The sequence below is a fragment of the Corynebacterium sp. NML180780 genome (assembly GCF_007786415.1).
GTDB classification, from domain to species: domain Bacteria; phylum Actinomycetota; class Actinomycetes; order Mycobacteriales; family Mycobacteriaceae; genus Corynebacterium; species Corynebacterium gottingense.
Window position 1 is genome coordinate 72,684 of the sequence record NZ_VNKN01000007.1, and the last position, 25,045, is coordinate 97,728.

At 66.5% G+C, this 25,045-nt stretch carries 23 protein-coding genes; 7 read left to right on the top strand and 16 right to left on the bottom strand.

Features of this window, described 5'->3' with window-relative positions; translation table 11 throughout:
* Positions 1–82: 82 nt before the first annotated feature.
* Complete coding sequence (locus tag FPP74_RS06180; protein WP_144717489.1) at positions 83–685, top strand: META domain-containing protein; 603 nt, start codon at positions 83–85, stop codon at positions 683–685.
* Here the strand turns inward: FPP74_RS06180 and FPP74_RS06185 are convergent, their stop codons facing one another.
* Positions 686–1,159: a hypothetical protein gene (locus tag FPP74_RS06185; protein ID WP_144717491.1), complete on the bottom strand. Its 474-nt coding sequence runs from the start codon at positions 1,157–1,159 to the stop codon at positions 686–688. It lies immediately after the preceding gene.
* Positions 1,160–1,178: 19 nt separating this feature from the next.
* Entirely contained in the window at positions 1,179–1,439 is a 261-nt protein-coding gene (locus FPP74_RS06190) for a helix-turn-helix transcriptional regulator (protein WP_095278171.1), read from the bottom strand.
* 160 nt (positions 1,440–1,599) lie between these two features.
* Here FPP74_RS06190 and FPP74_RS06195 point away from each other — a divergent pair, with 160 nt between their 5' ends.
* Both FPP74_RS06195 and FPP74_RS06200 read left to right on the top strand, forming a co-directional pair.
* The gene (locus FPP74_RS06195; protein ID WP_095534920.1) at positions 1,600–2,214 is read left to right on the top strand and encodes an META domain-containing protein; all 615 of its coding nucleotides are present in this window, start codon (positions 1,600–1,602) and stop codon (positions 2,212–2,214) included.
* Positions 2,215–2,285: 71 nt separating this feature from the next.
* The gene (locus FPP74_RS06200) at positions 2,286–2,711 is read left to right on the top strand and encodes a carboxymuconolactone decarboxylase family protein (RefSeq protein ID WP_240511639.1); all 426 of its coding nucleotides are present in this window, start codon (positions 2,286–2,288) and stop codon (positions 2,709–2,711) included.
* Between the two features lie 47 nt (positions 2,712–2,758).
* Here the strand turns inward: FPP74_RS06200 and glnA are convergent, their stop codons facing one another.
* Positions 2,759–4,195: a type I glutamate--ammonia ligase gene (gene glnA, locus FPP74_RS06205; RefSeq protein ID WP_095278165.1), complete on the bottom strand. Its 1,437-nt coding sequence runs from the start codon at positions 4,193–4,195 to the stop codon at positions 2,759–2,761.
* A 116-nt stretch (positions 4,196–4,311) separates the two neighbouring features.
* Between glnA and FPP74_RS06210 the strand changes: the two genes are divergently transcribed.
* A complete protein-coding gene (locus FPP74_RS06210) occupies positions 4,312–4,773 on the top strand; it encodes an RDD family protein (protein ID WP_144717493.1) in 462 nt (153 codons plus the stop codon).
* Positions 4,774–4,803: 30 nt separating this feature from the next.
* On the opposite strand, the gene FPP74_RS06215 is transcribed toward FPP74_RS06210, so the two are convergent.
* The 8 genes from FPP74_RS06215 to sucB all read right to left on the bottom strand — a co-directional run bounded on the left by FPP74_RS06215 (position 4,804) and on the right by sucB (position 15,531).
* A complete protein-coding gene (locus FPP74_RS06215) occupies positions 4,804–6,108 on the bottom strand; it encodes a threonine/serine exporter ThrE family protein (protein WP_144717494.1) in 1,305 nt (434 codons plus the stop codon).
* A gap of 28 nt (positions 6,109–6,136) precedes the next feature.
* Entirely contained in the window at positions 6,137–6,925 is a 789-nt protein-coding gene (locus tag FPP74_RS06220) for a DUF4191 domain-containing protein (RefSeq protein ID WP_095278158.1), read from the bottom strand.
* 74 nt (positions 6,926–6,999) lie between these two features.
* Entirely contained in the window at positions 7,000–8,043 is a 1,044-nt protein-coding gene (gene lipA / locus FPP74_RS06225) for a lipoyl synthase (RefSeq protein WP_144717496.1), read from the bottom strand.
* A gap of 34 nt (positions 8,044–8,077) precedes the next feature.
* The gene (gene lipB, locus FPP74_RS06230; RefSeq protein WP_095553893.1) at positions 8,078–8,866 is read right to left on the bottom strand and encodes a lipoyl(octanoyl) transferase LipB; all 789 of its coding nucleotides are present in this window, start codon (positions 8,864–8,866) and stop codon (positions 8,078–8,080) included.
* A gap of 47 nt (positions 8,867–8,913) precedes the next feature.
* Positions 8,914–9,306 carry a glycine cleavage system protein GcvH gene (gene gcvH, locus FPP74_RS06235; RefSeq protein WP_095553894.1) on the bottom strand — a complete coding sequence of 131 codons (393 nt, stop codon included), beginning with the start codon at positions 9,304–9,306 and terminating at the stop codon, positions 8,914–8,916.
* 1 nt (position 9,307) lies between these two features.
* Positions 9,308–10,396 (bottom strand): glycine cleavage system aminomethyltransferase GcvT, encoded by a 1,089-nt coding sequence (gene gcvT / locus FPP74_RS06240; RefSeq protein WP_095553895.1) that lies wholly within the window; start codon positions 10,394–10,396, stop codon positions 9,308–9,310.
* Between the two features lie 28 nt (positions 10,397–10,424).
* Positions 10,425–13,265: an aminomethyl-transferring glycine dehydrogenase gene (gene gcvP / locus FPP74_RS06245; protein WP_144717570.1), complete on the bottom strand. Its 2,841-nt coding sequence runs from the start codon at positions 13,263–13,265 to the stop codon at positions 10,425–10,427.
* Positions 13,266–13,440: 175 nt separating this feature from the next.
* On the bottom strand, positions 13,441–15,531 hold the full coding sequence (gene sucB, locus FPP74_RS06250; protein WP_144717498.1) for a 2-oxoglutarate dehydrogenase, E2 component, dihydrolipoamide succinyltransferase: 2,091 nt from the start codon (positions 15,529–15,531) through the stop codon (positions 13,441–13,443).
* Positions 15,532–15,692: 161 nt separating this feature from the next.
* Here sucB and FPP74_RS06255 point away from each other — a divergent pair, with 161 nt between their 5' ends.
* On the top strand, positions 15,693–16,088 hold the full coding sequence (locus tag FPP74_RS06255; RefSeq protein WP_095278143.1) for an oxidoreductase: 396 nt from the start codon (positions 15,693–15,695) through the stop codon (positions 16,086–16,088).
* 39 nt (positions 16,089–16,127) lie between these two features.
* Here the strand turns inward: FPP74_RS06255 and FPP74_RS06260 are convergent, their stop codons facing one another.
* Complete coding sequence (locus FPP74_RS06260; RefSeq protein WP_144717500.1) at positions 16,128–17,609, bottom strand: leucyl aminopeptidase; 1,482 nt, start codon at positions 17,607–17,609, stop codon at positions 16,128–16,130.
* Positions 17,610–17,720: 111 nt separating this feature from the next.
* On the opposite strand from FPP74_RS06260, the gene FPP74_RS06265 reads away from it, so the two are divergent.
* The gene (locus FPP74_RS06265) at positions 17,721–18,827 is read left to right on the top strand and encodes a branched-chain amino acid aminotransferase (protein WP_144717502.1); all 1,107 of its coding nucleotides are present in this window, start codon (positions 17,721–17,723) and stop codon (positions 18,825–18,827) included.
* A gap of 15 nt (positions 18,828–18,842) precedes the next feature.
* Here the strand turns inward: FPP74_RS06265 and FPP74_RS06270 are convergent, their stop codons facing one another.
* Positions 18,843–19,862, bottom strand: coding sequence for a nicotinate-nucleotide--dimethylbenzimidazole phosphoribosyltransferase (locus FPP74_RS06270; protein ID WP_144717504.1), 1,020 nt, complete (start codon positions 19,860–19,862; stop codon positions 18,843–18,845).
* Between the two features lie 3 nt (positions 19,863–19,865).
* Positions 19,866–20,612 carry a DUF3043 domain-containing protein gene (locus FPP74_RS06275; protein WP_144717506.1) on the bottom strand — a complete coding sequence of 249 codons (747 nt, stop codon included), beginning with the start codon at positions 20,610–20,612 and terminating at the stop codon, positions 19,866–19,868.
* A gap of 166 nt (positions 20,613–20,778) precedes the next feature.
* Between FPP74_RS06275 and FPP74_RS06280 the strand changes: the two genes are divergently transcribed.
* A complete protein-coding gene (locus FPP74_RS06280; protein ID WP_095278134.1) occupies positions 20,779–21,123 on the top strand; it encodes an iron-sulfur cluster assembly accessory protein in 345 nt (114 codons plus the stop codon).
* Between the two features lie 72 nt (positions 21,124–21,195).
* Here the strand turns inward: FPP74_RS06280 and FPP74_RS06285 are convergent, their stop codons facing one another.
* A complete protein-coding gene (locus FPP74_RS06285) occupies positions 21,196–22,206 on the bottom strand; it encodes a S41 family peptidase (protein ID WP_144717508.1) in 1,011 nt (336 codons plus the stop codon).
* Between the two features lie 598 nt (positions 22,207–22,804).
* Positions 22,805–24,742: an asparagine synthase (glutamine-hydrolyzing) gene (gene asnB, locus FPP74_RS06290; RefSeq protein WP_144717510.1), complete on the bottom strand. Its 1,938-nt coding sequence runs from the start codon at positions 24,740–24,742 to the stop codon at positions 22,805–22,807.
* Positions 24,743–25,045: the final 303 nt, after the last annotated feature.

A 25,045-nucleotide genomic window follows, 5' to 3' on the forward strand; every position in this document is an offset into this window, starting at 1 on the left:
CGCGGTGGCAGGACCGTAACGCTTTCATGAGACGTGTTCGTTCCGCGGGAGATCGCGCCTGGGCGCCGGTACGTTGGTCCGCATGGCTAACCAGATCGTACGGAAATTGACCACCAAGACGGCTGCCGCGGCAGCGATCGGCGCGCTGGCGCTCAGCGGCGTCGGTACGGCGGGGGCGCAGGACCTGTCGTCTGTGCCGAGCGTCGCAAACCTGAACGTGACCGACTACGTCGATACCGACCGCCTTGGCGAGCTCAACGCCACCGTACTTGGCGGCGCGAGCGGGAAGGCGGCGGAGCAGCGCGCGTCGCAGTCTTCCGTCGTGACCACCCTGCCCGCCGACGCGCAGCCGCTGCCCAAGTCGCAGGCGCAGCGTGCGGTGACCGGGCTGCTTGAGGCGAAGCAGAGCCAGGCGATGACCGTGGAGCTGCGCGCCGACGGCACGCTCACCTACAGCGACGGCTGCAACTCCGGCAACGGCCTGTACACCATCGACGACGCCGGCGCGCTGCACGTCAGCGGCCTTTCGGAGACCCGCGTCATGTGCGATTCCGCGACGATGAACAACGCCGCCGCGCTGAAGTCGGTGCTGCAATCCGCCCCGGCCGTGTACCAGGTTAACGGTGGCGTCGCGCTCGGGAGTGAGGCGAAGGCGATCGAGTTTACCAAGGTCGCCGCGCAGTAGTTACTCGGCGGCGATGAGCGCGTCGCGGTTGATCTTGCCCGCCAGCGAGCGCGCCACCACGAACGGGATCCAGAGCATCTGGCAGAAGAGCAGTTTGGCAAAGAACAGCGCCACGTCCACGTTTGAAGGTTCGAATCCGAGGCGCGTCGCGAGCGCCAAGAATCCTGCTAGGACAAACATGGCGGTCGAGGAGAAGATGGACCAGCTTAGTCCCTCGTCGCGGGCCTCGATGTGCCGCTGGGTTTCATACTCGTCGAGCTCGGCGCGCGGCAGGTCGGCCCCGCCGATGGACTTGCGAAGCAGCAAGAGTCCGACCGCGGCGAGCGCACCCCCGCCGAGCCACAGCGCAGTGGACACGGTGGGGTTGAATAATTGGAGGACCGCAGCGAGCAGTACGATCGCGATTCCGACGTCGGTGGCCAGAGTGAGTCGCTTTCGCTTCACGACGCTCGCGTGAACATCTTTCGGTGCCATGGGGAGTCCTTTCGGGGCTTTAGGGTGTGCGGTAGATCTCGGTTGACATTGGCGTGAACTCGGTACGGGAGAACACGGCTTCCACCGGCAGCCCGAAGACGTCGCAGATTTTGAAAGCGAGGTCGAGGCTGGGGTAGTGGTCGCCGCGTTCGAGCGCTCCGATGGTTTGTGGATTGACTTCAACCGCTTCCGCGAGTTGCCCGCGCGACATGTCCCGTTCGGTGCGCAGCACGCGGATACGGTTGAAGATCGGATCCACAGGTCTTTTCTTTGGGGACATGACTCAGAGTGTTGTATAAACACAACGGATTGTCAACTGTTCGCGTTAATTTTCATGCGATGTTCAGCTTCGGCCGCCGCGGTTAGGAGCGCCCTGGGGATACCGTTCTAGTTCCCTCAAGGTGGTTGATTTGGCGGTTTTGCTCGGTAGGTTGAGGGACATGGTTTCCAAGATCATGAAGAAACTGTCCACCGCTACCATTGCCGTCGCCCTGATGGGTGGTGCCACCGGCACCGCCCACGCGCAGGAGCTGCCGCAGGGCCTGTCGTCTGACCCTGCGATCGTCGAGACCGCAGTCGGGTTGAGCTCCACCCTGCTCGGCGGCGCACCGCAGCTGCCGGGCTCCAGCGCTCAGCAGCCGGGTGATCCGGCCGAGCAGGGCGGCCTGATCACCGCGCTGCCCGAGTACGCGCAGCAGGCTCCCGAGCACCTGTGGGCTTCTTCCGTCGAGCGCCCGCTGCAGGCGAAGGCCAACGAGAACGTGACCATCGAATTCAGCCCGGATGGCACCTTCTCCTACGGCGACGGATGCAACTCAGGCAACGGGACCTATCACTTCGATGAGCAGGGCAAGCTGCACGTCGGCGATCTTGCACAGACCCAGGCGCTGTGCGACCCGGCGGCAGAGGCTGCCGCCAAGGACCTGAAGACGATTCTGCAGGCCAACCCGGCGGTCTACCTCATCGACCGAGAGACCATTGCCCTGGGCAGCCAGGGGCAGGGTATCGAATTCGTGGAGGCGAAGGCCACGATCATCGAGCCGCAGGAAGGCTAAGAACGCGACCCACGAGAAACGATGCACTCGCGGCCCGGGCCACTTTGGTCCGGGCCGCGTAGCTTTACCCTGTGACTGCACACAGAAAACCGATTCCAAAAGTCGCCTACGCGCCAATGCTCGGGCTGGAAACGTACGTCCGAGCGCGCGTCGACAAGCGCTATCAGCACCTGATGCAGCTGCGGGTTTCCGCGCTCAACCAGTGCGTGTTTTGCCTGGCCATGCACCGTCGTGAGGCGAAGAAGGACGGCTGGAGCGAGGAGAAGATCAGCAGCACCGAGCGCTGGACCGACTTCAAGGAGCAATTCACCGACGAAGAATGCGCTGCGCTCGAGCTCACCGACGCCGTGTCCCGAATCCACGGGGCGAAGGGTGCGAGAAACCTGCTCATGGCGATCGTGGCGATCAACGCCTGGAATAGGATCGGAATCACCACCCGCCTTGACCCGCGGAGCCTTTCCGGAGTCGATGACTTCGACTTAGGAATCCGAGCATAAGCAAACCCCGAGGGAACACCCTCGGGGTTTTGACTTACGCGCGCGAGCTAGCAGTCGAAGTACATCTCGAACTCCAGCGGCGTCGGGCGCAGCTGGGCCGGCGCGATCTCGTCCTCGCGCTTGAGCGTGAGGTAGGTCTGGATCAGGTCGTCGGTGAAGACGTCACCTTCGGTGAGGAAGTCATGGTCCGCCTCGAGGGCGGCGAGCGAGGCCTCGAGCGAGGTCGGTGCCTGCGGGATCTCCTTCGCCTCCTCCGGCGGGAGCTCGTAGAGGTCCTTGTCCACCGGGGCGTGCGGCTCGATGCGGTTCTTGATGCCGTCGATACCGGCCATCATCATCGCGGCGAAGCCGAAGTAGGGGTTGCCCGACGGGTCCGGCGCGCGGAACTCAATGCGCTTAGCCTTCGGGTTGGTGCCGGTGATCGGGATGCGGATCGCGGCGGAGCGATTGCGCTGCGAGTACACCAGGTTGATCGGCGCTTCGAAGCCCGGGACCAGGCGGTGGTAGGAGTTCAGCGTCGGGTTGGTAAACGCGAGCACGGCGCCGGCGTGCTCGAGGATGCCCCCGATGTACCAGCGTGCAAGGTCGGACAGGCCGCCGTAGCCGGACTCGTCGTAGAACAGCGGTTCGCCGTCCTTCCACAGCGACTGGTGGGCGTGCATGCCCGAACCATTGTCGCCGGCCAGCGGCTTCGGCATGAACGTCGCCGTCTTGCCAAACTGGGTCGCCGTGTTCTTCACAATGTACTTGAAGTCTTGCAGGTCATCGGCCGCGTGCAGCAGGGTGTTGAAGCGGTAGTTGATCTCCTGCTGGCCGCCGTTGCCCACCTCGCGGTGGAAACGCTCGATGTGGAAGCCGGCCTGGTCGAGGTTGCGGACCATCGCGTCGCGCACGTCGACGGTCTTGTCGTACGGCGGGACCGGGAAGTAGCCGCCCTTGTAGCGGTTCTTGTAGCCCAGGTTCGGGTTGCCGTCAGCGTCGGATTCCTTGCCGCGGTTCCACCAGCCCTCTTCCGCGTCGATCTCGTAGAACGCGCGGTGGCCCTCGGCCTCGTAGCGGATGGAGTCGAAGAGGTAGAACTCGGCCTCGGCACCGAAGCTGCAGGTGTCCGCAATGCCTGTCGACGCCAAGTAGTCCTCCGCCTTGCGCGCCACGTTACGCGGGTCACGCGAGAAGGCCTCGTGGGTGAACGGGTCGTTGACAAAGAACTTCACGTTCAGCGTCTTCGCCTCGCGGAACTGGTCAAGCTTCGCGGTGGCCAGGTCCGGCATGAGCGTCATGTCCGACTCTTCAATGGTGGTGAAGCCGCGGATGGAGGAGCCGTCGAATGCGAGGCCCTCTTCCATGACATCCTCATCAAACATGGACGCCGGGATGGAGAAGTGGTGTTCGCGGCCGGGAACGTCGGTGAACCTGACGTCGACGAATTCGACTTCCTCGTCCTTGATGAATTTTGTTACGTCCTCGATATTTTCGAAAGACACGTGCTATCTCCTTACGGCGACAATGTGAACCACACCAAGTTTAGTCGAATGCCCCGCCGCGGTCGTGGACCCCGCCCATTTTCGTGGCTCGCGCGGCGCAGCTAGGCTTGGTCACCATGGCAGGATCGAAGAGTTGGCGCGAAGGCCCGGAAATGCCGAACCAGTTCGGCGGCACACCGGAGTACCCAGGGCAGACGTTAGGGCTGCCGGCGGAGGGGCCGGGCTCGCAGGCGTCGGTAATGCGGCGCGCGGGCGGCGTCCTCATCGATTGGGTCCTCGCGTGGGCGATCGCGACGCTGATTACCGCCACCACGGATGCGCTGGGAGACACCGCCACACTGACCTACCTCGTCTGGATCGTCCTGGGCATCCTCACCGGATGGCTCATGGCCCGCACGCCCGGGATGGCCATGCTGGGCATGGGCATCGCGCGTGTCGACGCCACCGAGCCCGTCGGCCTCTGGCGCGCCGCGCTGCGCACCGTCCTGACCGGGTTCGTATTCCCGGCCGCGATCGTGGACGCGGACGGCCGCGGTATGCACGACCGGGCGACGAACACGACGGTGATCCGCGGCTGAGAAGGGGGAAGTGGGGGCGTCGATAAGCGACTAGCCCGGCGTGCCGCCGAGGTTTTCGCGGAAGTCGATGTGGTGCTGGAACGCCCAATTGCGGTCCGTGATGAGGCGGGCGACGGTAAGCCCGCCGGAGAGGAAGAGCACCGCGAGGACGACCTCGGTGGTGGCGCTGATGCCGCCGGTGACGTCGCCGCTGGTCAGCTCCTGCATCGCGGCGTAGATCGTGGTGCCGGGGATCATCACGACGGTCGCGGGGATGGTGACCGTGGAGCGCGGGACGTGGAAGTGCTGGCCGAGCCAGCGGCCGAGAATGCCGATGGTGAGCGTGCCGAGGAAGCACGCGAGGAAGTACCGCATGTCGGCGTGGAGGAGGACGAGTCGCAGGATGTTGGCGACCGTGCCGAGCGTCGCGGCGAGGAGCGCCATGCGTCGTGAGGCGTTGAAGATGATGGCAAAGCCGCCGATACTGAAGAAGCTGGCGACGGCTGCGGCGAGGTAGAACCCGAGCTCCGGCTCCGCGGCGATGTGCGGCGGCGGGGGAGCGCTGGTGATCATGGCGATCACGGCGACGGTGAGCATCATGGCCACGATCACTTCGAGCGCGTAGAACAGCCGGGGGATGCCGGCGCTGAAGTCGAAGCGCGACAGGTCATTGAGCGCCACGAACAGCGGGAAGCCGGGGATGAGGTAGAGGATCGCGGCGACGAAGCCGGCGGAGAGCTGCGTGTCCGCGCCCGGCACGAGGAGCGACAACAGCAGGAAGAGGATGGTGGAGACGGCGCCGGCGATCATCACCACGCCGAGCTGGAGGAATCGCTTGTGCGCCAGGCGCTGGCGCACGAACTGGCCGACGCCCGCAGCGATCACCACCAGCACTGCGGTGAGCAGGGAGAAGCGGTTGAGGATCGCGAACCCGCCACACGCCAGGCCCGCGGCGAGCGACGCCACGAGGGGGCTCCAGCGAGGGGTGTGGATGTGCTCGATGTCGTCGAGAAGCGCGTTGACTTCCTCGGCGGTGGCGTAGTGGTGCAGTTCGTGGCGGCTAAAGTTCTCCAGCGCTTCGATGCGCGAGGCGTTCACGCCGGGCACCGGGAGCACGGCGGCGAGGGTGCGGAACCGCTCGCCGCGGTGGAACGTGCAGGTGAGCGTGTCGAGCCCGACGATGACGTCCGCGTGGTCGAAGCCGAGCGCGCGGGCGCACCGCTTCACGGCGCGGATGACTCGGTAGGCGGGCGCGCCGGAGGTCAGCAGCATTGAGCCGAAGCGCAGCGCCGTGCTGGCCTCTACGCCCATACCGAAGTGATCGTCGCTGCCGTGGTGCGTGTGGTCGATTCGCATGTTCGTATCCGGTTGCCGCCCGGTCGCTCTACTTGCCCTTGCGCTGCTGCATGCGGCGCATGCGGCGGTTCATGCCCGCCATGTTCTGCGCCTGGCGCGGCATTGGGCCGCCCGGCATGCCGGCGACCTGGCCAGGGCCCTTGCGGGTGTCCATCGCTTCGAGCTTGGCGTTGAGGGAGTAGACCTCGTCCTTCTTGTAGTTCTTCGGCAGTTTCAACAGGTGCTTCTGCAGGTCACGGACGGGAACCTGGTCCTCGCCGTCGCCGGCGTAGACCTCGTGGATCGGCACGCCGGCCAGGAGGCGGTCGACGCGCTTGTGTTCCTTCGCCATCATCGGCTTGAGGCGGTTCCGGTTGCCCTCTCCAACCAGCACGACGCCGGGGTTGCCCACGACGCGGTGGATGGTGTCCATGTGGGTGTTGGCCTGGACGCCGTTCTTGGTCAGCCAGACGATGCCCATGGTGTTGCGCATGTTTTCCAGGGTCCAGCCCGCTGCGCCCGGGGTGTCGCCAACCTCGTCGTACATGGACTTCTCCAGGCGGCGGGAGAACAGCCACATCGCCAGCACAGCACCCAGCAGCAGGCCGATGACCAGCATGAACCACTGGCCGCTCCAGAGCAGGCCGATGAGGAAGAACAGCAGGCCCACGCCGAGCACCGAACCCAGCATGATGGGGATGAGCGCCTTGTCGCGCTCCTTTTGCATCTTGAACGCCTGCCACACCTGGCTGCGCGTCTGCTTGCTCTTCGCGCGCTTCGCGGCGCGCTCTTCCTTCTTCGCGGCCTTCGCTGCGGCCTTGTCATCCTGCTTCGCCATGTCGCCAATGTTAATGGCACGCCCCGGGCAAGCAAAAAGAAACGCCCGCCGGTGAGGCGGGCGTGAAGCAGCGCTTAGCGCGTGACCACGGGGTGGTCCTTCGACGGGCCGTACTTCTTCAGCAGGGTCGACGCCTCCTGCGTCGTTTCGCCCTGCGAGGTCTCCTTGAGGTGCTTGAGGTTCTCGGGCAGTTCGCGGCCGTGGTGCTCCATCGCCTGGACGTAGAGCTTGCCGGCGCGGTAGGAGGAACGCACGAGCGGGCCGGACATGACGGCGGCGAAGCCCATGTCGTAGGCGGCGTCGCGGTATTCGATGAACTCCTCCGGCTTCACCCAGCGGTCGATCGGGTGGTAGGTCGGGCCGGGGCGCAGGTACTGGGTGATCGTGATGATGTCGGTGCCGGCATCGTGCAGGTCCTGCAAGGCCTCGAGGATTTCCTCGCGGGTCTCGCCCATGCCGAGGATGAGGTTGGACTTGGTAATCAGCCCGAAGTCGCGCGCCTGACGGATCACGTCCAGCGAACGGTCGTAGCGGAACGCGGGGCGGATGCGCTTGAAGATGCGCGGCACGGTCTCCACGTTGTGCGCGAAAACCTCGGGGCGGGCCTCGAAGACCTCCTGGAGCAGGTCCGGCTTGCCGGAGAAGTCCGGGGTGAGGTTCTCCACACCGGTGTGTGGGTTGAGCTCGTGGATCTTGCGCACGACCTCGGCGTAGAGCCACGCGCCCTCGTCCTCAAGGTCGTCGCGGGTCACGCCGGTGATGGTGGAGTAGTTCAGGTTCATGCCGCGGACCTCTTCGGCTACGCGGCGCGGCTCGTCGCGGTCCAGCGGGTCGGGCTTGCCGGAGGCGATGTCGCAGAAATCGCAGCGGCGGGAGCAGCGGGAGCCGCCGATGAGGAAGGTCGCCTCGCGGGATTCCCAGCATTCGTGGATGTTGGGGCAGCCGGCTTCCTGGCACACGGTGTGCAGGCCTGCGCCCTTCACCTTCTGTTTCATGTCCTCGTACTCAGGTCCCGTTTTGACCTGGTTGCGGATCCAGCGCGGTTTCGACTCGATCGGAGTCTCCGCGTTGCGCTTTTCGATTCGGAGGAGCTTTCGGCCTTCTGGTGCTACAGTCACGCCCCCTACGTTAACGGACGTGTCAAGCACTGCGTTACCGCGGTCGCTTCTTCAGCCCCTTCGTGGGGTCCGGCGCCGAGGCGAAGGTGTGGTTTGCCACCGTGAGCTCGCCGGACAGCGCGCGGTCGAGGTGGTGGAGAAGCCTTGGGGCGATTGCCGACGCCCGCGTGTCCCTCCCCAACTCCAGACTCATGGTGGTCACGTCGGCGTCGTCAATGCCGCAGGCGACGATGTGCGCGTAGTGGGCGAGCGTGTTGTCGCAGTTGAGGCTCAGCCCGTGCATGGTGACGCCGCGGGTGATGCGGATTCCTAGGGCCGCGATCTTGCGGTCGCGGGTCGGTGCCGACGGGTCGGCGGCGCGCGTGGTGTGGGGGACCCAGACGCCGGAGCGCCCGTCGATGCGGCCGGCGGTGGTCACGCCCGCCTCGCGGACCGTCTCAATGAGCGCCTCCTCCAGGCGGCGGACGTAGTCGACCACGTCGACGGGCTCGGCGAGTTTGATGATGGGGTAGACCACCAGCTGGCCCTCGCCGTGCCACGTGATGCGCCCGCCGCGGTCCACGTTGACCACGGGGACGGGGTAGTCGGCGTCGGGCATGTCCTCGGGCTGCGTGCGCTTGCCCGCAGTGAATGTGGAGGGGTGCTCGAGGACGAGCACGGTGTCGCCGACCTCGCCCGCGGCGCGCTTCGCCGCGAGCTCCGCCTGCAGGTCCCACGCCTCCTGGTACGGCACGACGCCGAGCTCGCGCACCTCGAGCGGGGTGGCGGCGTCGGCGCGGATGGATTTGTCGGCGGGGAAAAATGGGTCACGCGGGGCAGTCATGCTTTCGCATTCTAGCCCCGCGTGAAGTGGTGGGTGTTTAGCCCTGTTTAGCCCTCGACGCCGTTCTCTGCGGCGTACTCGTCGGCGGTCATAAGCTCGCCGACGGACTCGACCTCGACCTCGAAGAGCCAGCCGTCGCCGTACGGGTCATTGTTGATGGCCTCGTACGCGCCGTCGATGTCCTCGTTGACGGCGGTCACGGTGCCGGTGACCGGGGAAAACAGGTCGGAGACGGACTTGGTGGACTCGACCTCACCGCAGTGCTCGCCGGCGGTGACGGTGTCGCCCACCTGCGGCAGCTCGGCGAAGACGATCTCGCCCAGGCGATCAGCGGCCACGTTGGTAATACCCACGCGCACGGTGGCGCCGACGGCGGTGTCCGGGGTGGCGTTGATCCACTCGTGGTCCTCGGAGTAGTAGAAGTCCTTCTTCAGTGCCATGTTAGGCGTCCTTTCGGGAGTAAAACGGGGTCTCTACGATAGTAAACGGATAGCGACGTCCACGGATGTCAATTTCCACAGCCGTGCCAACCTCTGCGTGCTCGGGCGCGATGTGCGCCAGAGCAACAGGGTAGCCCAGCGTCGGCGAAGGCTGGCCGGAGGTGACCACACCGATGCGTTCCTCCGCGCCCGGCAGGAACACCTCCGCGCCCTCGCGCGCGGCGCGGCGCTGCTCGGAGGTCAGACCGGCGATGACTACAGACGGCTCGCGGCCAGTCAGCGCGTCCTTGCCCACAAAGTCCGCTTCCTTCTTGGCAAAGGCGCGGCCCATCCCGGCCTCGACCGGGGTGATGTTGGTGGTGAGCTCGTGGCCGTAAAGCGGCATCGATGCTTCGAGGCGCAGCGAGTCGCGCGAGGCGAGCCCGCACGGGGTGCCGGAACCGATCACGGCGTCCCACACCGCCTGGGCGTCCGTGTTGGCGCAGAACAGCTCGAAGCCGTCCTCGCCGGTGTAGCCGGTGCGGGCGACGAACACCTCGACGGACCCGCCGCCTGCCGGGTGCAGGGTCATCCAGGCACCGGAGTAGTAGGCGAGTGTGTCGGCGTCGTCGCTGAGCAAAGGCTCGAGGACCTTGAGCGCATTCGGGCCCTGGACCGCGACGAGTGCCAAGGCCTCGGAGTCGTTGCGCAGCTCAACGTCGAAGTCGCCCTTGCGCGCTTCAAATGCGGCCCACACGGTGGCGGTATTGGCAGCGTTGGGCACGACCATGAAGTGGTCGTCGGCCATCTTGTAGGTGATCAGGTCGTCCAGGATGCCGCCGTCCTCGGCGACGATCATGGAGTACTTCGCCTTGCCCACCTTCAGGATGGACATGTTGGAAATCAGGGCGTAGTCCAAAAACGCGGCGGCGTCGGGGCCCTTGACGTCGATCTCGCCCATGTGGGAGAGGTCGAAGATGCCGACGGCGCTGCGCACCGCGCGGTGCTCGTCGAGCTCGTTGCCGTACTTCAGCGGCATGTTCCAGCCGCCGAAATCGGTAAACGTGGCGCCCAGCTTCTCGTGGGCTGCGTGCAGGGGAGAGGTAGCCATGAGGGTTCTCGCTTTCAGTGGGAGGGGACTATTCGCCGGTGTTGATGCCAAAGGCTTCCGGCGGCGGGCATGCACAGACGAGGTTGCGGTCGCCGTACGCCTCGTCGATGCGGCGCACCGGCGGGAAGTACTTCGCGTGCACGAGCCGGTCGACCGGGTAGGCCGCCTGCTCGCGGCTGAATTCGTACGGCCAGTCGGAGCGCACCACGGAGTGGGCGGTAAACGGCGCGTGGTGCAGCACGGAGGATTCGTAGGCGACGCGGCCGTCGATGATCTCCTGGATCTCGCCGTGGATGGAGCGCATCGCCTCGACGAAGCGGTCCAGCTCGGCCAGGTCCTCGGATTCGGTCGGCTCGACCATGAGGGTGCCAGCGACCGGGAAGGACAGCGTCGGCGCGTGGAAGCCGTAGTCCACCAGGCGTTTCGCCACGTCCGCTGCGGTCACTCCGGACTTGTCGGTCAGCTCGCGCAGGTCCAGGATGCACTCGTGGCCCACCATGCCGTTGTCGCCGGTGTAGAGCACCGGGAAGTACTCGTTGAGCTGGTGAGCGAGGTAGTTGGCGCCGAGCACGGCGTGCTGGGTGGCGGACTTCAGTCCGTCGGCGCCGCTCATGGCGATGTAGGCCCAGGAAATCTGCAGCACGCCCGCGGAGCCGTAGAGGCTCGCGGAGACGGGCACGCCGGCGTCGCCAGGCACGGGCGCCGAGGCCTGCTCAAGCGAGACGTTCGCGTCACCGGGCAGGAAGGGGATGAGGTGTTCGCCCACACCGATGGGGCCCACGCCCGGGCCGCCGCCACCGTGCGGGATGGTGAAGGTCTTGTGCAGGTTGAGGTGGCTGACGTCGCCGCCGAAGTCGCCGGGGCGCGCGATGCCGGTGAGCGCGTTCATGTTCGCGCCGTCGATGTAGACCTGGCCGCCGGCCGCGTGAACCTTGTCGGCCACGGTGCGCACGGTGTCCTCGTACACACCGTGGGTGGACGGGTAGGTGAGCATGATGGCGGCGACGTGCTCGCCGTGCTTCTCCAGCTGCGCGTCGAGGTCGTTCAGGTCGATCGAGCCGTCGTCGGCGGTCTTGATCACCACGACTCGCAGGTTGGCCAAGCTTGCCGACGCCGCGTTCGTCCCGTGCGCCGACGCCGGGATCAAGCAGATGTCGCGCTCGGTATCGCCGTTTGCCACGTGGTAGCGGCGGATCGCGAGCAGGCCGGCGAGCTCGCCGGTCGCGCCCGAGTTGGGCTGCAGGGACACCTCGGCGTAGCCGGTGATGCTGATGAGCCAGGTGCGCAGGTCGTCGATAAGCGTGGCCCAGCCCTTCGTGTATTCGGCCGGGGTGAAGGGGTGCACGTTGGCGAATTCTGGCCAGGTGATGGTCTCCAGGCCAGCGGTGGGGTTGAGCTTCATCGTGCAGGAGCCGAGCGGGATCATCGTGCGGTCCAGCGCGAGGTCCTTGTCGCCGAGGGTGCGGATGTAGCGCATCATTTGCGTCTCGGAGTGGATCGCGTTGAAGGTCTCGTGGGTGAGGAACTCGGTACGGCGTTCCAGCGCCTCGGGCAGGCGCGGTTCGGCGTCCTTTGGCGCGGTGGCGCCGAACGCTTCGAGGAGTGCCGCAAGGTCGGCCTCGGAGGTGTCCTCGCCGAACGACACGCCCACGGTGGTCGCGTCGATGGCGCGCACAAGGTACCCAGCCTGCGCAAGCTTCTCGACGACCCCCTGCGCGTCCCCAACCTCAACCGCCACCGTGTCGAAGAAGTGCGCGTGCTTGACGCGCGCGCCGGCGGCTTCCACACCTGCGGCGAATCGCGCGGCGAAGTCGTGGACGGTGCGCGCGATTTCGGTCAGGCCTTTAGGCCCGTGGTAGACGGCGTACATGGAGGCCGCGACGGCGAGCAGCGCCTGGGCGGTGCAAATGTTGGAGGTGGCGCGCTCGCGGCGGATGTGCTGCTCGCGCGTCTGCAGTGCGAGGCGGTAGGCGGGGAAGCCCTCGGCGTCTTTGGACACACCCACCAGGCGGCCCGGCAGCTGGCGCTTGAGCTTCTCCGGCACCGCCATGAAGGCGGCGTGCGGGCCGCCGTAGAACAGCGGGACGCCGAAGCGCTGGGTGGAGCCGATCGCGATGTCCGCGCCGAGCTCGCCCGGAGACTCCAGGACGGTCAGGGCGAGGATGTCGGCGTCGACGGTGACCAGGCCGCCGCGCTCGTGGATCGCCTCGATGACCGGGCGCGGGTCCGCGATGTCGCCCTCGGTGCCCGGGTAGGCCAGCACGGCGCCGACGAGGTCTTCGCCGACGACCCCCTGCGACAGGTCCGCGACCTCGACCTCAAGGTCGATGGCGCGGGCGCGCTCGCTGGCGACGGTGATGACCTGGGGATGCAGGCGGGCGTCGAGAAGCACCCTGCGTCCCTTGCGCACCGCGCGCGACATGAGGCCGACGGCCTCGGCGGCGGCGGAGGCCTCGTCCAGCAGCGAAGCGTTGGCAATGTCCAGGCCGGTGAGGTCCTGCACCATGGTCTGGAAGTTGAGCAGCGCCTCCAGGCGTCCCTGGGAGATTTCCGGCTGGTACGGGGTGTAGGCGGTGTACCAGCCGGCGTCCTCGATCACGCCGCGGCGGATCACCGGCGGGGTGAGCGTGGAGTTGTAGCCCTGGCCGTAGAACGCCTTGAGCACGGTGTTCTGGCTTGCGATCTCGCGCAGGCGGTCCTGCGCCTCGTACTCCGTGAGCGCCTGCGGCAGCTGCAGCGGCCCGTCAGCGAGGATGCCCTTCGGCACCGCCGCGCTGATCAGGGCGTCCAGCGACTCGTAACCCAGCGCGTCCAGCATTTTCCGCTGCTCGCTCTGGTCGGGGCCAATATGACGGGAGATGTAATCCAACAGGTGCTCCTTGGTCGAAAGTGGTGCCAAACACTGTCAGTATACGGTCTGGGCCTTAGGTGACTCGAACTGTGGGGGAGTCCCAGAACGCACACAGCGGCCCGGCCCCCGTTCGTGGGGGACCGGGCCGCTGCGTCGCTGTGCCGTTGATCCGGCGCCGGATCAGTAGGCGAAATTACAGGGCAAGGTCTGCCTCGAAGTCGCCGACCTCAATGCGGTCCTTGATCGTGGTGATGAAGCGACCTGCGTCTGCGCCGTCGACCAGCTGGTGGTCGTAGCTGAACGGCAGGTAGCACATCTGGCGGATCGCGATGGAGTCGATGCCGTCCTCGGTGACGATGACGGGGCGCTTCTCAATCGTCGCCGTGCCCAGGATGCCGGCCTGCGGCGGGGTGAGGATCGGGGTGTCCAGCATGGCGCCCTCGGAGCCGATGTTGGTCACCGTGAAGGTGGCACCGGTCAGGTCGTCCGGGCGCAGCTTCTTGTTGCGGGCGCGCTCGGCCAGGTCCTTGATGGCCTTGGCGATCTCGGCCAGGTCCATGTCCTGCGCCTTCTTGATCACCGGCACGAGCAGGCCCTGCGGGGTGTCCACAGCAATGCCGATGTTGACGTCGGAGTGGTAGGTGATCTCCTTGGTCTCCGCGTTGTAGGACGCGTTGACGTTCGGGTGGGAGACCAGCGCCTCGGCCGTCGCCTTGATGAAGAAGGCGAGGTAGGTGATGTTCGTGCCGTGCTTCTCCACGAAGGCCGGCTTGACCTTCTTGCGCAGCTCTGCGACGCGGGTGACGTCGACCTCCTGCACGTGGGTGAGCTGGGCGGTGGTCTGCAGGGACTCGACCATCTTCGCAGCGGTGATCTCGCGGATGCGGTTGACCTTCTGCGTGGTGCCGATGAGCTTCTGCTTCTCCGGGTCCACGGACTTGGTGGACCAGTTTGCGCGAGCACCCTTGGCGGCCGGCTTCTCGGCCGCGCCCTTGTCAGTTGCGGAAGCGCCCTTGTCAGCTGCGGACTCGCCGTTGGCGGCAGCCAGCACGTCCTGCTTGCGGATGCGGCCGCCAACGCCGGTGCCCTCAACGGTGCTGAGGTCAACGCCGTGCTTGTCGGCCAGCTTGCGCACCAGCGGGGTGACGTACGGAACGTCGCCACCGCGGTCTGCCAGCTTCTCGGAAGCGCCCGCCTTCGGGGCCTCCTTCTTGGGTGCCTCCTGCTTCGGGGCAGCCTTCGGAGCTTCCTGCTTCGGCTCCTCTGCCTTGGCCGGAGCCTCTTCCTCAGCCTCGTCGGCTGCGTCGTCCGCGCCAGCGGCAGCGGCGTCTGCGTCGCCGACAACGGCGATGGCGCCGCCGACCTCGACGGTGTCGTCCTCTTCAGCCAGGATCTCCAGCAGGGTGCCGGCGACCGGGGACGGGATTTCGGTGTCGACCTTGTCGGTGGAGACCTCGAGCAGCGGCTCGTCGACCTCGACCTCGTCGCCAATCTCCTTGAGCCAGGTGGTGATGGTGCCCTCGGTGACGGATTCGCCGAGCTCCGGCATCTCAATCTTGGTGCCAGCGCCCGAGCCGGAGGACTTCTTCTCCTGCTTCGGAGCTTCCTGCTTCGGTTCCTCTGCCTTGGCCGGAGCCTCTTCCTCAGCCTCGGTCTCGTCGGCTGCGTCGTCCGCGCCAGCGGCATCGGCGTCCGCGTCGCCGATGCGGGCGATGACCTCGCCGACCTCGACGGTGTCGTCCTCATCGGCCAGGACCTCAACCAGGGTGCCGGCGACCGGGGACGGGATTTCGGTGTCGACCTTGTCGGTGGAGACCTCGAGCAGCGGCTCGTCGACCTCGACCTCGTCGCCGACCTCCTTGAGCCAGGTGGTGATGGTGCCCTCGGTGACGGACTCGCCAAGCTCCGGCATCTCGACGTCGGTCGCGGAGCCGGATGCCTTCGGTGCGGACTTGGCTTCCTGCTTCTCGGCCGGCTTTTCCTCTGCGGCCTCGTCCTTTTCCTCGGCCTTGTCGGCGGAGTCGGCGGAGCCAGCGGCTTCCTCGCCCTCCTCGCCGATGATGGCGATGACCTCGCCGACCTCGACGGTGTCGTCTTCCTCAGCCTTGACCTCAATGAGGACGCCGGCGACTGGAGACGGAATTTCGGTGTCGACCTTATCGGTTGAGACCTCGAGCAGGGGCTCGTCTACCTCGACGGTATCGCCGACTTCCTTCAGCCACGTGGTGATCGTGCCTTCGGTGACAGACTCGCCCAGCTCGGGCATCTCTACGGAGTGCGCCATGTTTTCTCAGTCTCCTCGTAGTTCAAGGTTGTAACGGAAGCTATACAGAAAACAGGCTACCCGCATTCTCCCGTATTCGTCGCGTTTGGGGGCACCATCGGTGGGGGCCTCAGCCGGGCGGCATCGCCTCGCCCGCGCGCCGGTTCCGTAAGATAAGGCGCGTGTTTAACCTTTTCGGCAAACGGAAACAGTCCTCCAGCTTCAAACCCCCGCGCGCGCCAGGCGGAACAATTCGCCCGGACGACGCCGAGTACCTGAAGCAGTGGGTGCGCGGCCGCAAGTTTGTCGAGGGCTACATCGAGCCGGAGACCATGGTCAACGAAATGTCGGTCGTGCTCGTCGATGAGCTGGGCAACTACACCCGCCGCCGCATCGGCGGGCCGAAAGGCATCGACCAGGTGGCCAAACTGCTGAGCATCTCGCTCTACGACGTCGAAGAGACCGGCTACCCCGACCGCATGCGCAAGAAGATGGAGCAGGAGCGCATTCTGCGCAAGCGCGAGGAGCAGCGGCAGCGCCGCGCCAAGTTCGAGCGCGGCGAGGACCCCTACAGTTAGGGGTTCATCGCTTATCGACGCCACCGCCCCCGGCCACACCTACTCACCCGCAAGCTGCGTGAGCGTCTCCACAATGGTGCGAACCGGCGCGCCGGTTGCCCTCTTTGGGGTGTAGCCGAATGGCGAGTCGGTGTTGAAGGCCGGGCCCGCGACGTCGATATGCGCCCACTGCGTGCCGTTGTCCTCCCCGGAGAACTTGGAGAGGTACAGCCCGGCGAACAGCATGCCGCCCGTGCGCGCGTTGTGGGTGTTGCGGATGTCCGCGATCGGGGACTTCAGCTGCGCCTCCTGCTCCTCGAGCAGCGGCATGGACCAGGCCGGCTCGCCGACGGTGCGTCCGTTCTCCGCGATGCGGTCGCGCAGCTCCTCCGTACCCATCACACCGGCGGTGCGGGTACCGAGCGCCACCATCTGCGCGCCGGTGAGCGTGGCGGTCTCGATGAGGTAGGTGGGCTTGTCCTCCGCTGCGCGCGCCATCGCGTCGGCGAGCACCAGGCGGCCCTCCGCGTCGGTGTTGAGGATCTCCGAGGTCAGCCCGCCGTAGTGGGTGATCACGTCGCCCGGGCGGGTCGCCGAGCCGGATGGCATGTTCTCGGCGAGGGGCAGCCAGGCGTCGATAGGCATGGCCAGCTCGAGGCGTGCCGCGGCGACGATGGAGGCCAGCTGGGCCGCGGAGCCGCCCATATCGCTGATCATGTCCTCCATGTGCGCGCCCGGCTTCAGGGAGATACCGCCGGTATCAAAGGTGATGCCCTTGCCAACCAACGCGGCGCTCGCTGCCTCGCCGTCCTGCGCGTCCTTCGGCGACCAGGACAGGTGCACCAGGCGCGGCGGGCGGGCCGAGCCCTTGCCCACAGCGGTGATGCCGCCGAAGCCGTGGTCCTCCAGGTACTGCTCGTCAAAGACCTCGACGCTCAGCCCGACCTGCTCGCCGACCTCGCGCATGATCTCGGCGTACGCCTCGGGGTAGAGGTAGTTCGCCGGCGTGTTGACCAGGTCGCGCGCCAGGTTGACGGACTCCGCGATGATGCGCGCGCGGTCGAACGCAGCTCGCTCCTCGTCGCCCGCGACGACCGTCACCGCGACCGGGGCGGGGGCGTCCTCCTCCGCGGACTTCAAGCCCTGGTAGGAGTAGGAGCCCAGCAGCAGGCCTTCCACTATCGGGCCCATGCCAAACTCCGTGCTCACCGCGACCTCCTCGATGCCGGAGAGGCTGCGCGCCGCCGTGCCGACGCCGCGACGCACGGACTCCTCGTCAACCTCGTCGGCAGGGCCCAAGCCGTAAGCGATAAACAGGGTGCCGTCGACCACGACGTGGTGCAGCTCGCCGGCCGCGCCCTTTGCGCCCACCTTCGCCAGGGCGTCGAGGACGCCGTCCGCAGTCAGCGCGGTCACGGGCAGCTCGACGCCGTCCTGGCCCGCAGCGACCGGGATCAGGCGCGCGGCCTGCAACGGGGCGGAATCCGCCAACGTCAGCGCCGCGGTGGTGCCGCGGGCGGGGAGTGCGCAAGTGAAAGTCATGTTGGGTTACCTTTCGATCAGGGAATCGTCGATAAGCTCTGCTGAATAAATTCCAGCCCTATTCAGCGTACTCGGGCTCCGGCGGGGTACCGCCCGAGTAGGGTGGGGCGCATGACAATGCTAGACTTCTCCATTTCGCAACACCCGAACCCCGCAACCGACGCGGAGCGCGAAGCCATTTTGGCCGACCCGGCGTTCGGGCAAGAGTTCACCGACCACATGGTCTCCATCGAGTGGACCGAGGACAAGGGCTGGCACGCCGCGCAGGTGCGCCCGTATGGGCCCATCTCCCTGGACCCCGCGACCAACGTCTTCCACTACGGGCAGGCCATTTTTGAGGGCCTGAAGGCGTACCGCCACGCCGACGGCTCCATCAGCACCTTCCGGCCGGAGCAGAACGCGAAGCGCATGCAGCACTCCGCCCACCGTCTGGCCATGCCGGAGCTGCCGGAGGAGTTGTTTATCGAGTCGCTGCGCCAGCTGGTGAGCATCGATAAGGCGTGGGTGCCCGAGGCGGGCGGCGAGGCCGCGCTGTACCTGCGTCCCTTCATGATCGGCACCGAGGAGACCCTGGGCGTCAAGCCCTCCCATTCGTACACGTTCTACGTCATTGCCTCGCCCGCGGGCGCGTACTTCTCCGGCGGCGTGAAGCCGGTCTCCGTGTGGGTGTCTAAGGAGTACGTCCGCGCCGCGCCGGGCGGCACTGGCGACGCAAAGTTCGCCGGCAACTACGCGGGCTCGCTGCTCGCGCAGGCGGAGGCCCAGGAGAAGGGCTGCGACCAGGTGGTCTGGCTCGACGCCATCGAGCGCAAGTACATCGAGGAGATGGGCGGCATGAACCTCATGTTCGTCGAGGGCTCCGGGGACGACGCCACACTAGTCACCCCGGCGCTGTCCGGTTCGCTGCTCGCCGGCATCACCCGCAAGTCGCTGCTCCAGGTCGCGGAAGACGCCGGCTTGGGCACTGAGGAGCGCAAGATCACCGTGGAACAGTGGCGCGAGGGGGTGGAAAACGGCACGATCACGGAGACGCTGGCGTGCGGCACCGCTGCGGTGCTCACCCCGGTGGGGCGCGTGCGTAGTGCGGACGGCGAGTTCACCATCAACAACAATGAGGCCGGCCCGATCACGATGTCGCTGCGCGAGCGCCTGCGGGGAATCCAGAACGGCAGCGTGGAGGACACCCACGGGTGGAACGTCACGCTGGTTGAGGCGTAGTGCGCCTCACCCGGCCTAGCGCGGCTCCGGCCGGCTCGTGGCACGCAGCTGCGTGAGCGCCTCGGCTGCCATCTCCGCGGCCATGTTGACCTGCGGCAGCGCGGCCAGCGCGCCCGCCGCCTGGCCCGTGGTCATGTCCAGGGCAAGCACCGGGGTCAGCTCGAGCGCCTGGAGGCAGCCGATGTGCGCCGGCTCTGGGCTTACCCCGCCGGCGATGCACCAGCGCTTCGTGCCGGGGGCGAGTCGCTCTGCTGTGTAGGCGGCGACGGAGGGGAGCGCGGCGTCGATAAGCACTGGCGTCCTGCGCGCCGCGGACTGGGCGACGAGGCCCACGAGGAAGGCCATGTCGGGGCCAGAGATCTCCGCGAGCACGCGCTCGACGTCGTCGGCGATGGCGCGGGCGCGGAACATTGCGTCGCGGATCGCGGCAACCTTGACCTTCCACACCTCGTCGTTGATCCCGGAGCCGCGGCCGATCGCCTTGACCGGCTCCGTGCGCGTGAGCGTGCCGTACACTGCGGCGGCGACCGTGGTATCGCCGACGCCCACGTTGCCGGGGATGATGAGGTCGGTGCCGGAATCCACTTCGTGGTCGGCCACCTCTATGCCCCGCGCGATGGCGGCGACGCACTGCTGCGCGGTCATCGCGGGCTCCACGTCGATCGCGCCGGTGACCTCGTCGAACTCGTCTACCACGCGCACCGACGCCCCCGCGGCGCGCGCCGCGATGTGCGCCGGACCCGCGCCGGCCTCAAGCTGTTCCAGCAGCGTCGCGCCTGCGTCCGGCTCCCACGCGGACACGCCGCGCTGGGCTACGCCGTGGCGAGCGGCAACGATGACCGCGCGCGGGTGGGCGAACGGCGCGGGCGTCGACGCCCCCTGCACCCCCGCGACCCACGCGCCGATGTCGGCCAACCGGCCCAGGTTCCGCCCCGGCACGGAGCGCGCGAGAAGGCGGAACACGTTCCGCGCGCGGCCAAGATCGGGGGATTGCACGGGCGCGAAGTCGACGCCGGCCAGATGGGGCTCGGTCATGGCTTAGACCTTCTCGCCGATGCTCACCTGCGGTTTGGGCGAGCGCCAGTTGCGCGGCTGCGACGCGCGAGAGAACGCGTACATACCCAGGCCGAAGCCAGTCTCGGTGGTGCCCGGGAACTTGGCGCGCACCGCGTTGTTCACGCGCTTGCCAATCACGAAGGCCTCGATGAAGATGGCCAGGATAAACAGCATGGTCAGCCCGGAGAGCACCGCGGACACTTCGGGCAGCCACGTGCCAATGAACAGGACCACCACGAGCACAAGCGCGACCGGCATCACGTAGTTGTTGAAGAAGCGGCGCGCGTCGACCCAGTCGCGCGCGTAGCGGCGCACCTCGCCCTTGTCGCGGTCCATGAGGTAGCGCTCGTCGCCAGCGTCGATGCGCGCCTGAATCTCCTTGTTCGCGCGGCGGTTCTCCGCGCGCTGCTCCTTCTTGTAGGCCTTCCACTCCTCCTTCGACATGGAGGCCTTGAGCTCCTTGTTCTTCTGCGCGCGCTGCGCCTGCGTCATGTTGTCAGGGTCGCGCAAGACGCCGCGCTTGACCTCCTGGTCGTGGCGCTTCGGGGTCGGCCGCCCCTTCGGCGGCGTGTAGCCCTTCGGGTACTTGGGCTCGTCGTGTGCATCGCTTGTCGACGCCCCCTCGTCCCCACCGGACGCCCCACCGATCTCCGCGGCGGAGATGGCGGTCGAGCCGCCCCCGGCCCGTTGCTCGGACTGTTGCTCAGATTTCTGCCATGGGAGTTTCACGCACTCTAGGCTACAAGGCGCCGCCCGGAAAGGAGCAATGCGCTGCCGGGAATAATCGCCCACGGCCCCGCGTTGCGAGGCGTGAGGAAACCCCACCTACCCCACCGATGCTGCGCGGGCAGTATGATGGGGCAAACTCCGGCCACATATATAAGGAGAGATTTCAATGACTGCACCTACCTCTGCAACTGGTGTGAACCTGACCGAGGCCGCCGCGGCGAAGGCCAAGGCGCTGCTGGACCAGGAAGGCCGCACCGACCTGTCCCTGCGCATCGCCGTGCAGCCGGGTGGCTGCGCTGGTCTGCGCTACCAGCTGTACTTCGACGACCGCGACCTGGACGGCGACAAGGCCGACGAGGTCGGCGGTGTCCGTCTCGTTGTGGACAAGATGAGCGTGCCCTACCTGATGGGCGCCACCATCGACTTCGCCGACACGATCGAGCAGCAGGGCTTCACCATCGACAACCCGAACGCCGGTGGTTCCTGCGCTTGCGGCGACTCCTTCAACTAAGTCGCAACGCCTCCGATACCCCGTCCACTGCGCGAATCCTTTCCGCAGCGGACGGGGTATTTTTCTGGCCGGCTACGCCTCGCAACCGTGCTCGGCGTGCAGCCACGCCTTCGCCTCGTCGAGCGCCGCATCACCGGAGTCCGTAGGAGTGTCCGGCGCGACCGGATCCTCGGAAAACTCCTCGCCCGTGCGGGCCTTGTCCTTTGCGACGGTAAGCATCAGCTCGCTGCCGTCGGGGAAGTCATACACCATGTTGGCCGAGGCAAAGCCGGCGGTCGGAGTGCCGAACGAGCGTGAGTCGTCCAGGCCGCGGAAAGCGAGCATGGTCGCTTCGCCGGAGGAGGCGGTGGTGGCGTCGACAAGCACTGCGGTGGGCGCCTCCCACTTACCGCCTGCAGTTTCCAGCGGTGTGCCGCCGCCGCTGACCGCGTTGCCGTCGACCGTGACCTGGGACGTGTTGACGCGGTTGACGAACTCGAGCGCAGTGCCGTCGGGCAGGAGCGGGGACAGCCCGGCGATCATGGGGCCCATGTCGCCGCCGTCGTTGCCCCGGAGGTCGACGACCGCGCCGCACGCCCCGCCGTCCCGGGCCTCGAGCAGTCCACTGGTGAGGGTGTCCGCGTACTGCTGGATTTCATCGTTCCGGCCGATGCCCGGCACAGTTGCGACCGCGACGTTTCCCACCGTGGTCACTCCGACCTGGGCAGTAGGGCTGCCTTCTTCGGCGTCGGGCTGCTGGGTTTCCGCCGGAATGAGCCTGGAGTGCTTGCCACCGGCGGCGTGGACGGCCTGGTCGAGCACGTCCTGTAGCTCGGCCTGGTGTTCTGCGTCCTTCGCAGCCTCCTCTGCCTTGGTTCGAGCGGCGGCGAACTCCTCCGAGTCTCCGTAAACCCCCATGGACTCAGACAGGTCGAGCACCGTGCGGGCGTAGCGCTGCGGAGAATCTTTGCCCAGGAACTTTGCCTGGCCGGTCATCTGCGCGGAAAGTGTCGGCCCCCAGACGTAGCAGGCGGCCGCGAGGGCCAGGCCGATGGCGACTACGACGCCGCCGAGGACGAGAAGAATTTTCTTTGCTGTACTCATGGTGTCCATTCCACCGTGGCGGCGGGGCTCGGACAATGGTGGCAACCGGAGTCTTTGGGTAGAGCTAGCGCTACCCCTTGAGCTCGCGCAGCTACTTCGCCGGCGGCTGGTGCTGCCTGGCGCAAATGGAGCTAGCTCCATCTGGACGGATGCTGCCTGCAAAACGCCTGGTCGGCTGGGGTCGCCCGGTGCAAATGGAGCTAACGCCATGTAGATAGCTGTGTCGGGGAAACGCCCGGTCGGCTGGTGCTGCCAGGTGCAAACGGAGCTAGCTCCATGTGGATAGGTGTGTCGGGGAATCGCCTGGTCGGCTGGGGCCGCCCGGTGCAAACGGAGCTAGCTCCATCTAGACGCACGTGGCCCGTAAAACGCCCGGTCGGCTGGTGCTGCCAGGTGCAAACGGAGCTAGCTCCATCAGACGGACGCTGCCCGTAAAACGCCTGGTCGCGGCCCCGGCGCCGCCCAAAGGGAGCTAGCTCCATTTGCCCCGTGTGCACCCAGCCCCCTTTGCGCACCCAGCGCCCCCTTTGTGCACCCAGCCCCCGCGTGCGCACCGGAGCCGCCAGCCCACGCAGGACCCCCAAACGCGGCCGCCCGGTTACAGCTTGACCGGGTACTCCTTGTGCTCGATCTGCGGGTCGATACGGTGCTCGACGAAGATGCCGTGCCACACCATAAAAGCCAGCACGGTCCACAGGCGTCGCGAGTGATCCGAAATGCCGTCGCGGTGCTCCTTGAGCATTTCCAGCACGGCCTTCTTGTCAAAGATGTGCGCGGTCTGCGACTCATTGATGGTGTCCTGCGCCCAGCCGTACAGTTCCTCGCCGGCGAGCCAGTGGCGCATCGGCACCGGGAAGCCGAGCTTGCGTCGGTTGAGCACGTGCGCGGGCACGATTTGCTCCATCGCGCGGCGGAGCGCGTACTTGGTCGTCCCGTTCGCAATCTTCTGCTCATGCGGGATCGTCTGCGCCACCTTGAACACTTCCTTGTCCAGGAACGGCACGCGCAGTTCGAGCGAGTTCGCCATGTTCATCTTGTCCGCCTTCACCAGGATGTCGCCACGCATCCAGGTAAAGAGGTCAAGGTTCTGCATGCGTGCCACCGGGTCCATGCTTGTCGACGCCGCGTAAATCGGCGCCGTGACCTCGCGGTGGTCCCACTCGCGCTTCGCCCAGGGAAGCACCCGCTCCAGCTGCTGGAAGTTGAAGGACCGTGCGTTGCCGTAATAGCGGTCTTCCATCGGTGTGGTGCCGCGCTCGAGCAGGCTCTTGCCCTTCATGCCTTCCGGTAGGACCTGTCCGAGCCTGTTCAGCCCGCGCAGCAGGGGAGAGGGGAGCTTCTCAAACGGAGCGAGCGACAGCGGCTCCTTGTAGATGGTGTAGCCGCCGAACAGCTCGTCGGCGCCCTCGCCGGACAGCACGACCTTGACGTGCTTGCGCGCTTCCTGGGCCACGAAGAACAGGGGCACGAGCGACGGGTCGGCGACGGGGTCGTCGAGGTACCACATGATCTTCGGGATGGCGTCGGCGTACTCCTCAGGGGAGACGATCTTCACGATGTGCTCTACGCCGATCGCATCGGCGGACTCGGCCGCCACGTCGACCTCCGAGTAGCCTTCGCGCTCAAAGCCGGTGGTGAAGGTGAGCAGGTCCGGGTTGTGGCGCTTTGCCAGCGCGGCGATTGCGGTGGAGTCGATACCGCCGGAGAGGAAGGAGCCGACGGTAACGTCGGCACGCATGTGCTTCGCCACCGAGTCCTCAAGCGCCGCTGCGATGCGGTCGTAGAGGTCTTGCTCCTTGTCCTTGGTCACCGGGGTGGTGCGGAAATCGGGCTTGAAGTAACGCTCCGCGTGGACCTCGCCGCCCGGGGTCAGGGTGACGGTGCAGCCGGACTCTACGCGGCGAATTCCGGCGTGCAGCGTCTCTGGCTCAGGGACGTACTGCAGGTCCACGTAATGCTCGATGGCGCGACGGTCCAGGCCGTTGTCTTGACCGGAGAGGGCAAGGCCCAACTGCTCGAACATGTTCAGGATGGACTTCTTCTCGGAGGCGAAGACGGTACCGGCTTTGGTCGTGGCGTAGAACAGCGGCTTGATGCCAAACTGGTCGCGGGCGGCAAACATCGTCTTGGTCTCGGTATCCCAGATCACGATGCCGAACATGCCGCGCAGGTGCTTGACCACATCCTTGCCCCAGTGGTGGTAGCCCACCACAATCGGCTCGCCGTCGCCGGAAGTATTGAACGTGTAGCCGGCGGCCTGGAGCTCTTCGCGCAGCTCGATGTAGTTGTAAATCTCCCCGTTGAACGTCATGGCGTAGCGCTCGGGGTTCTCGGCCGGGCCCCAGCGCAGCGGCTGGTGGGAGTGCTCGAGGTCAATGATGGCCAGGCGGTTGAAGCCGAACACTGCGTCGTCGTCGTGCCAGGTGCCGGCGGCGTCCGGGCCACGGTGGTACATGCACGGCAGCGCGTCGTCCACAGCTGGGACGAAGGTGCTGGCGTTGGATCCGGCGGTAAGCATTGCAAGCAGGCCACACATCGTAAGTTGAACCTTCTCCTTATATATACGGTGCGCCGCAAGCATCGGCCGGGGCGCGTCATGATGTGTTCCAGGATAAGGTTCCGAGGGCTGGAACGGCGAACCAGACGTGGCCGCGGTGGTTCAACCTTTAGCCCGTCCCCGATTGGGGGCCAACTTTCGGATGAACTTTTTGGCGAAAAATCCGTTTTTTGGGTGACGCAGACCACGCGCCGAGTGGGTGATGGGGAAAAGCCAAGGGTGGCGGGTGTACGTCGAGAAGCGAAAGCTCGGCGCGTTGCGGCTCCAATCTGCAATTCCGTG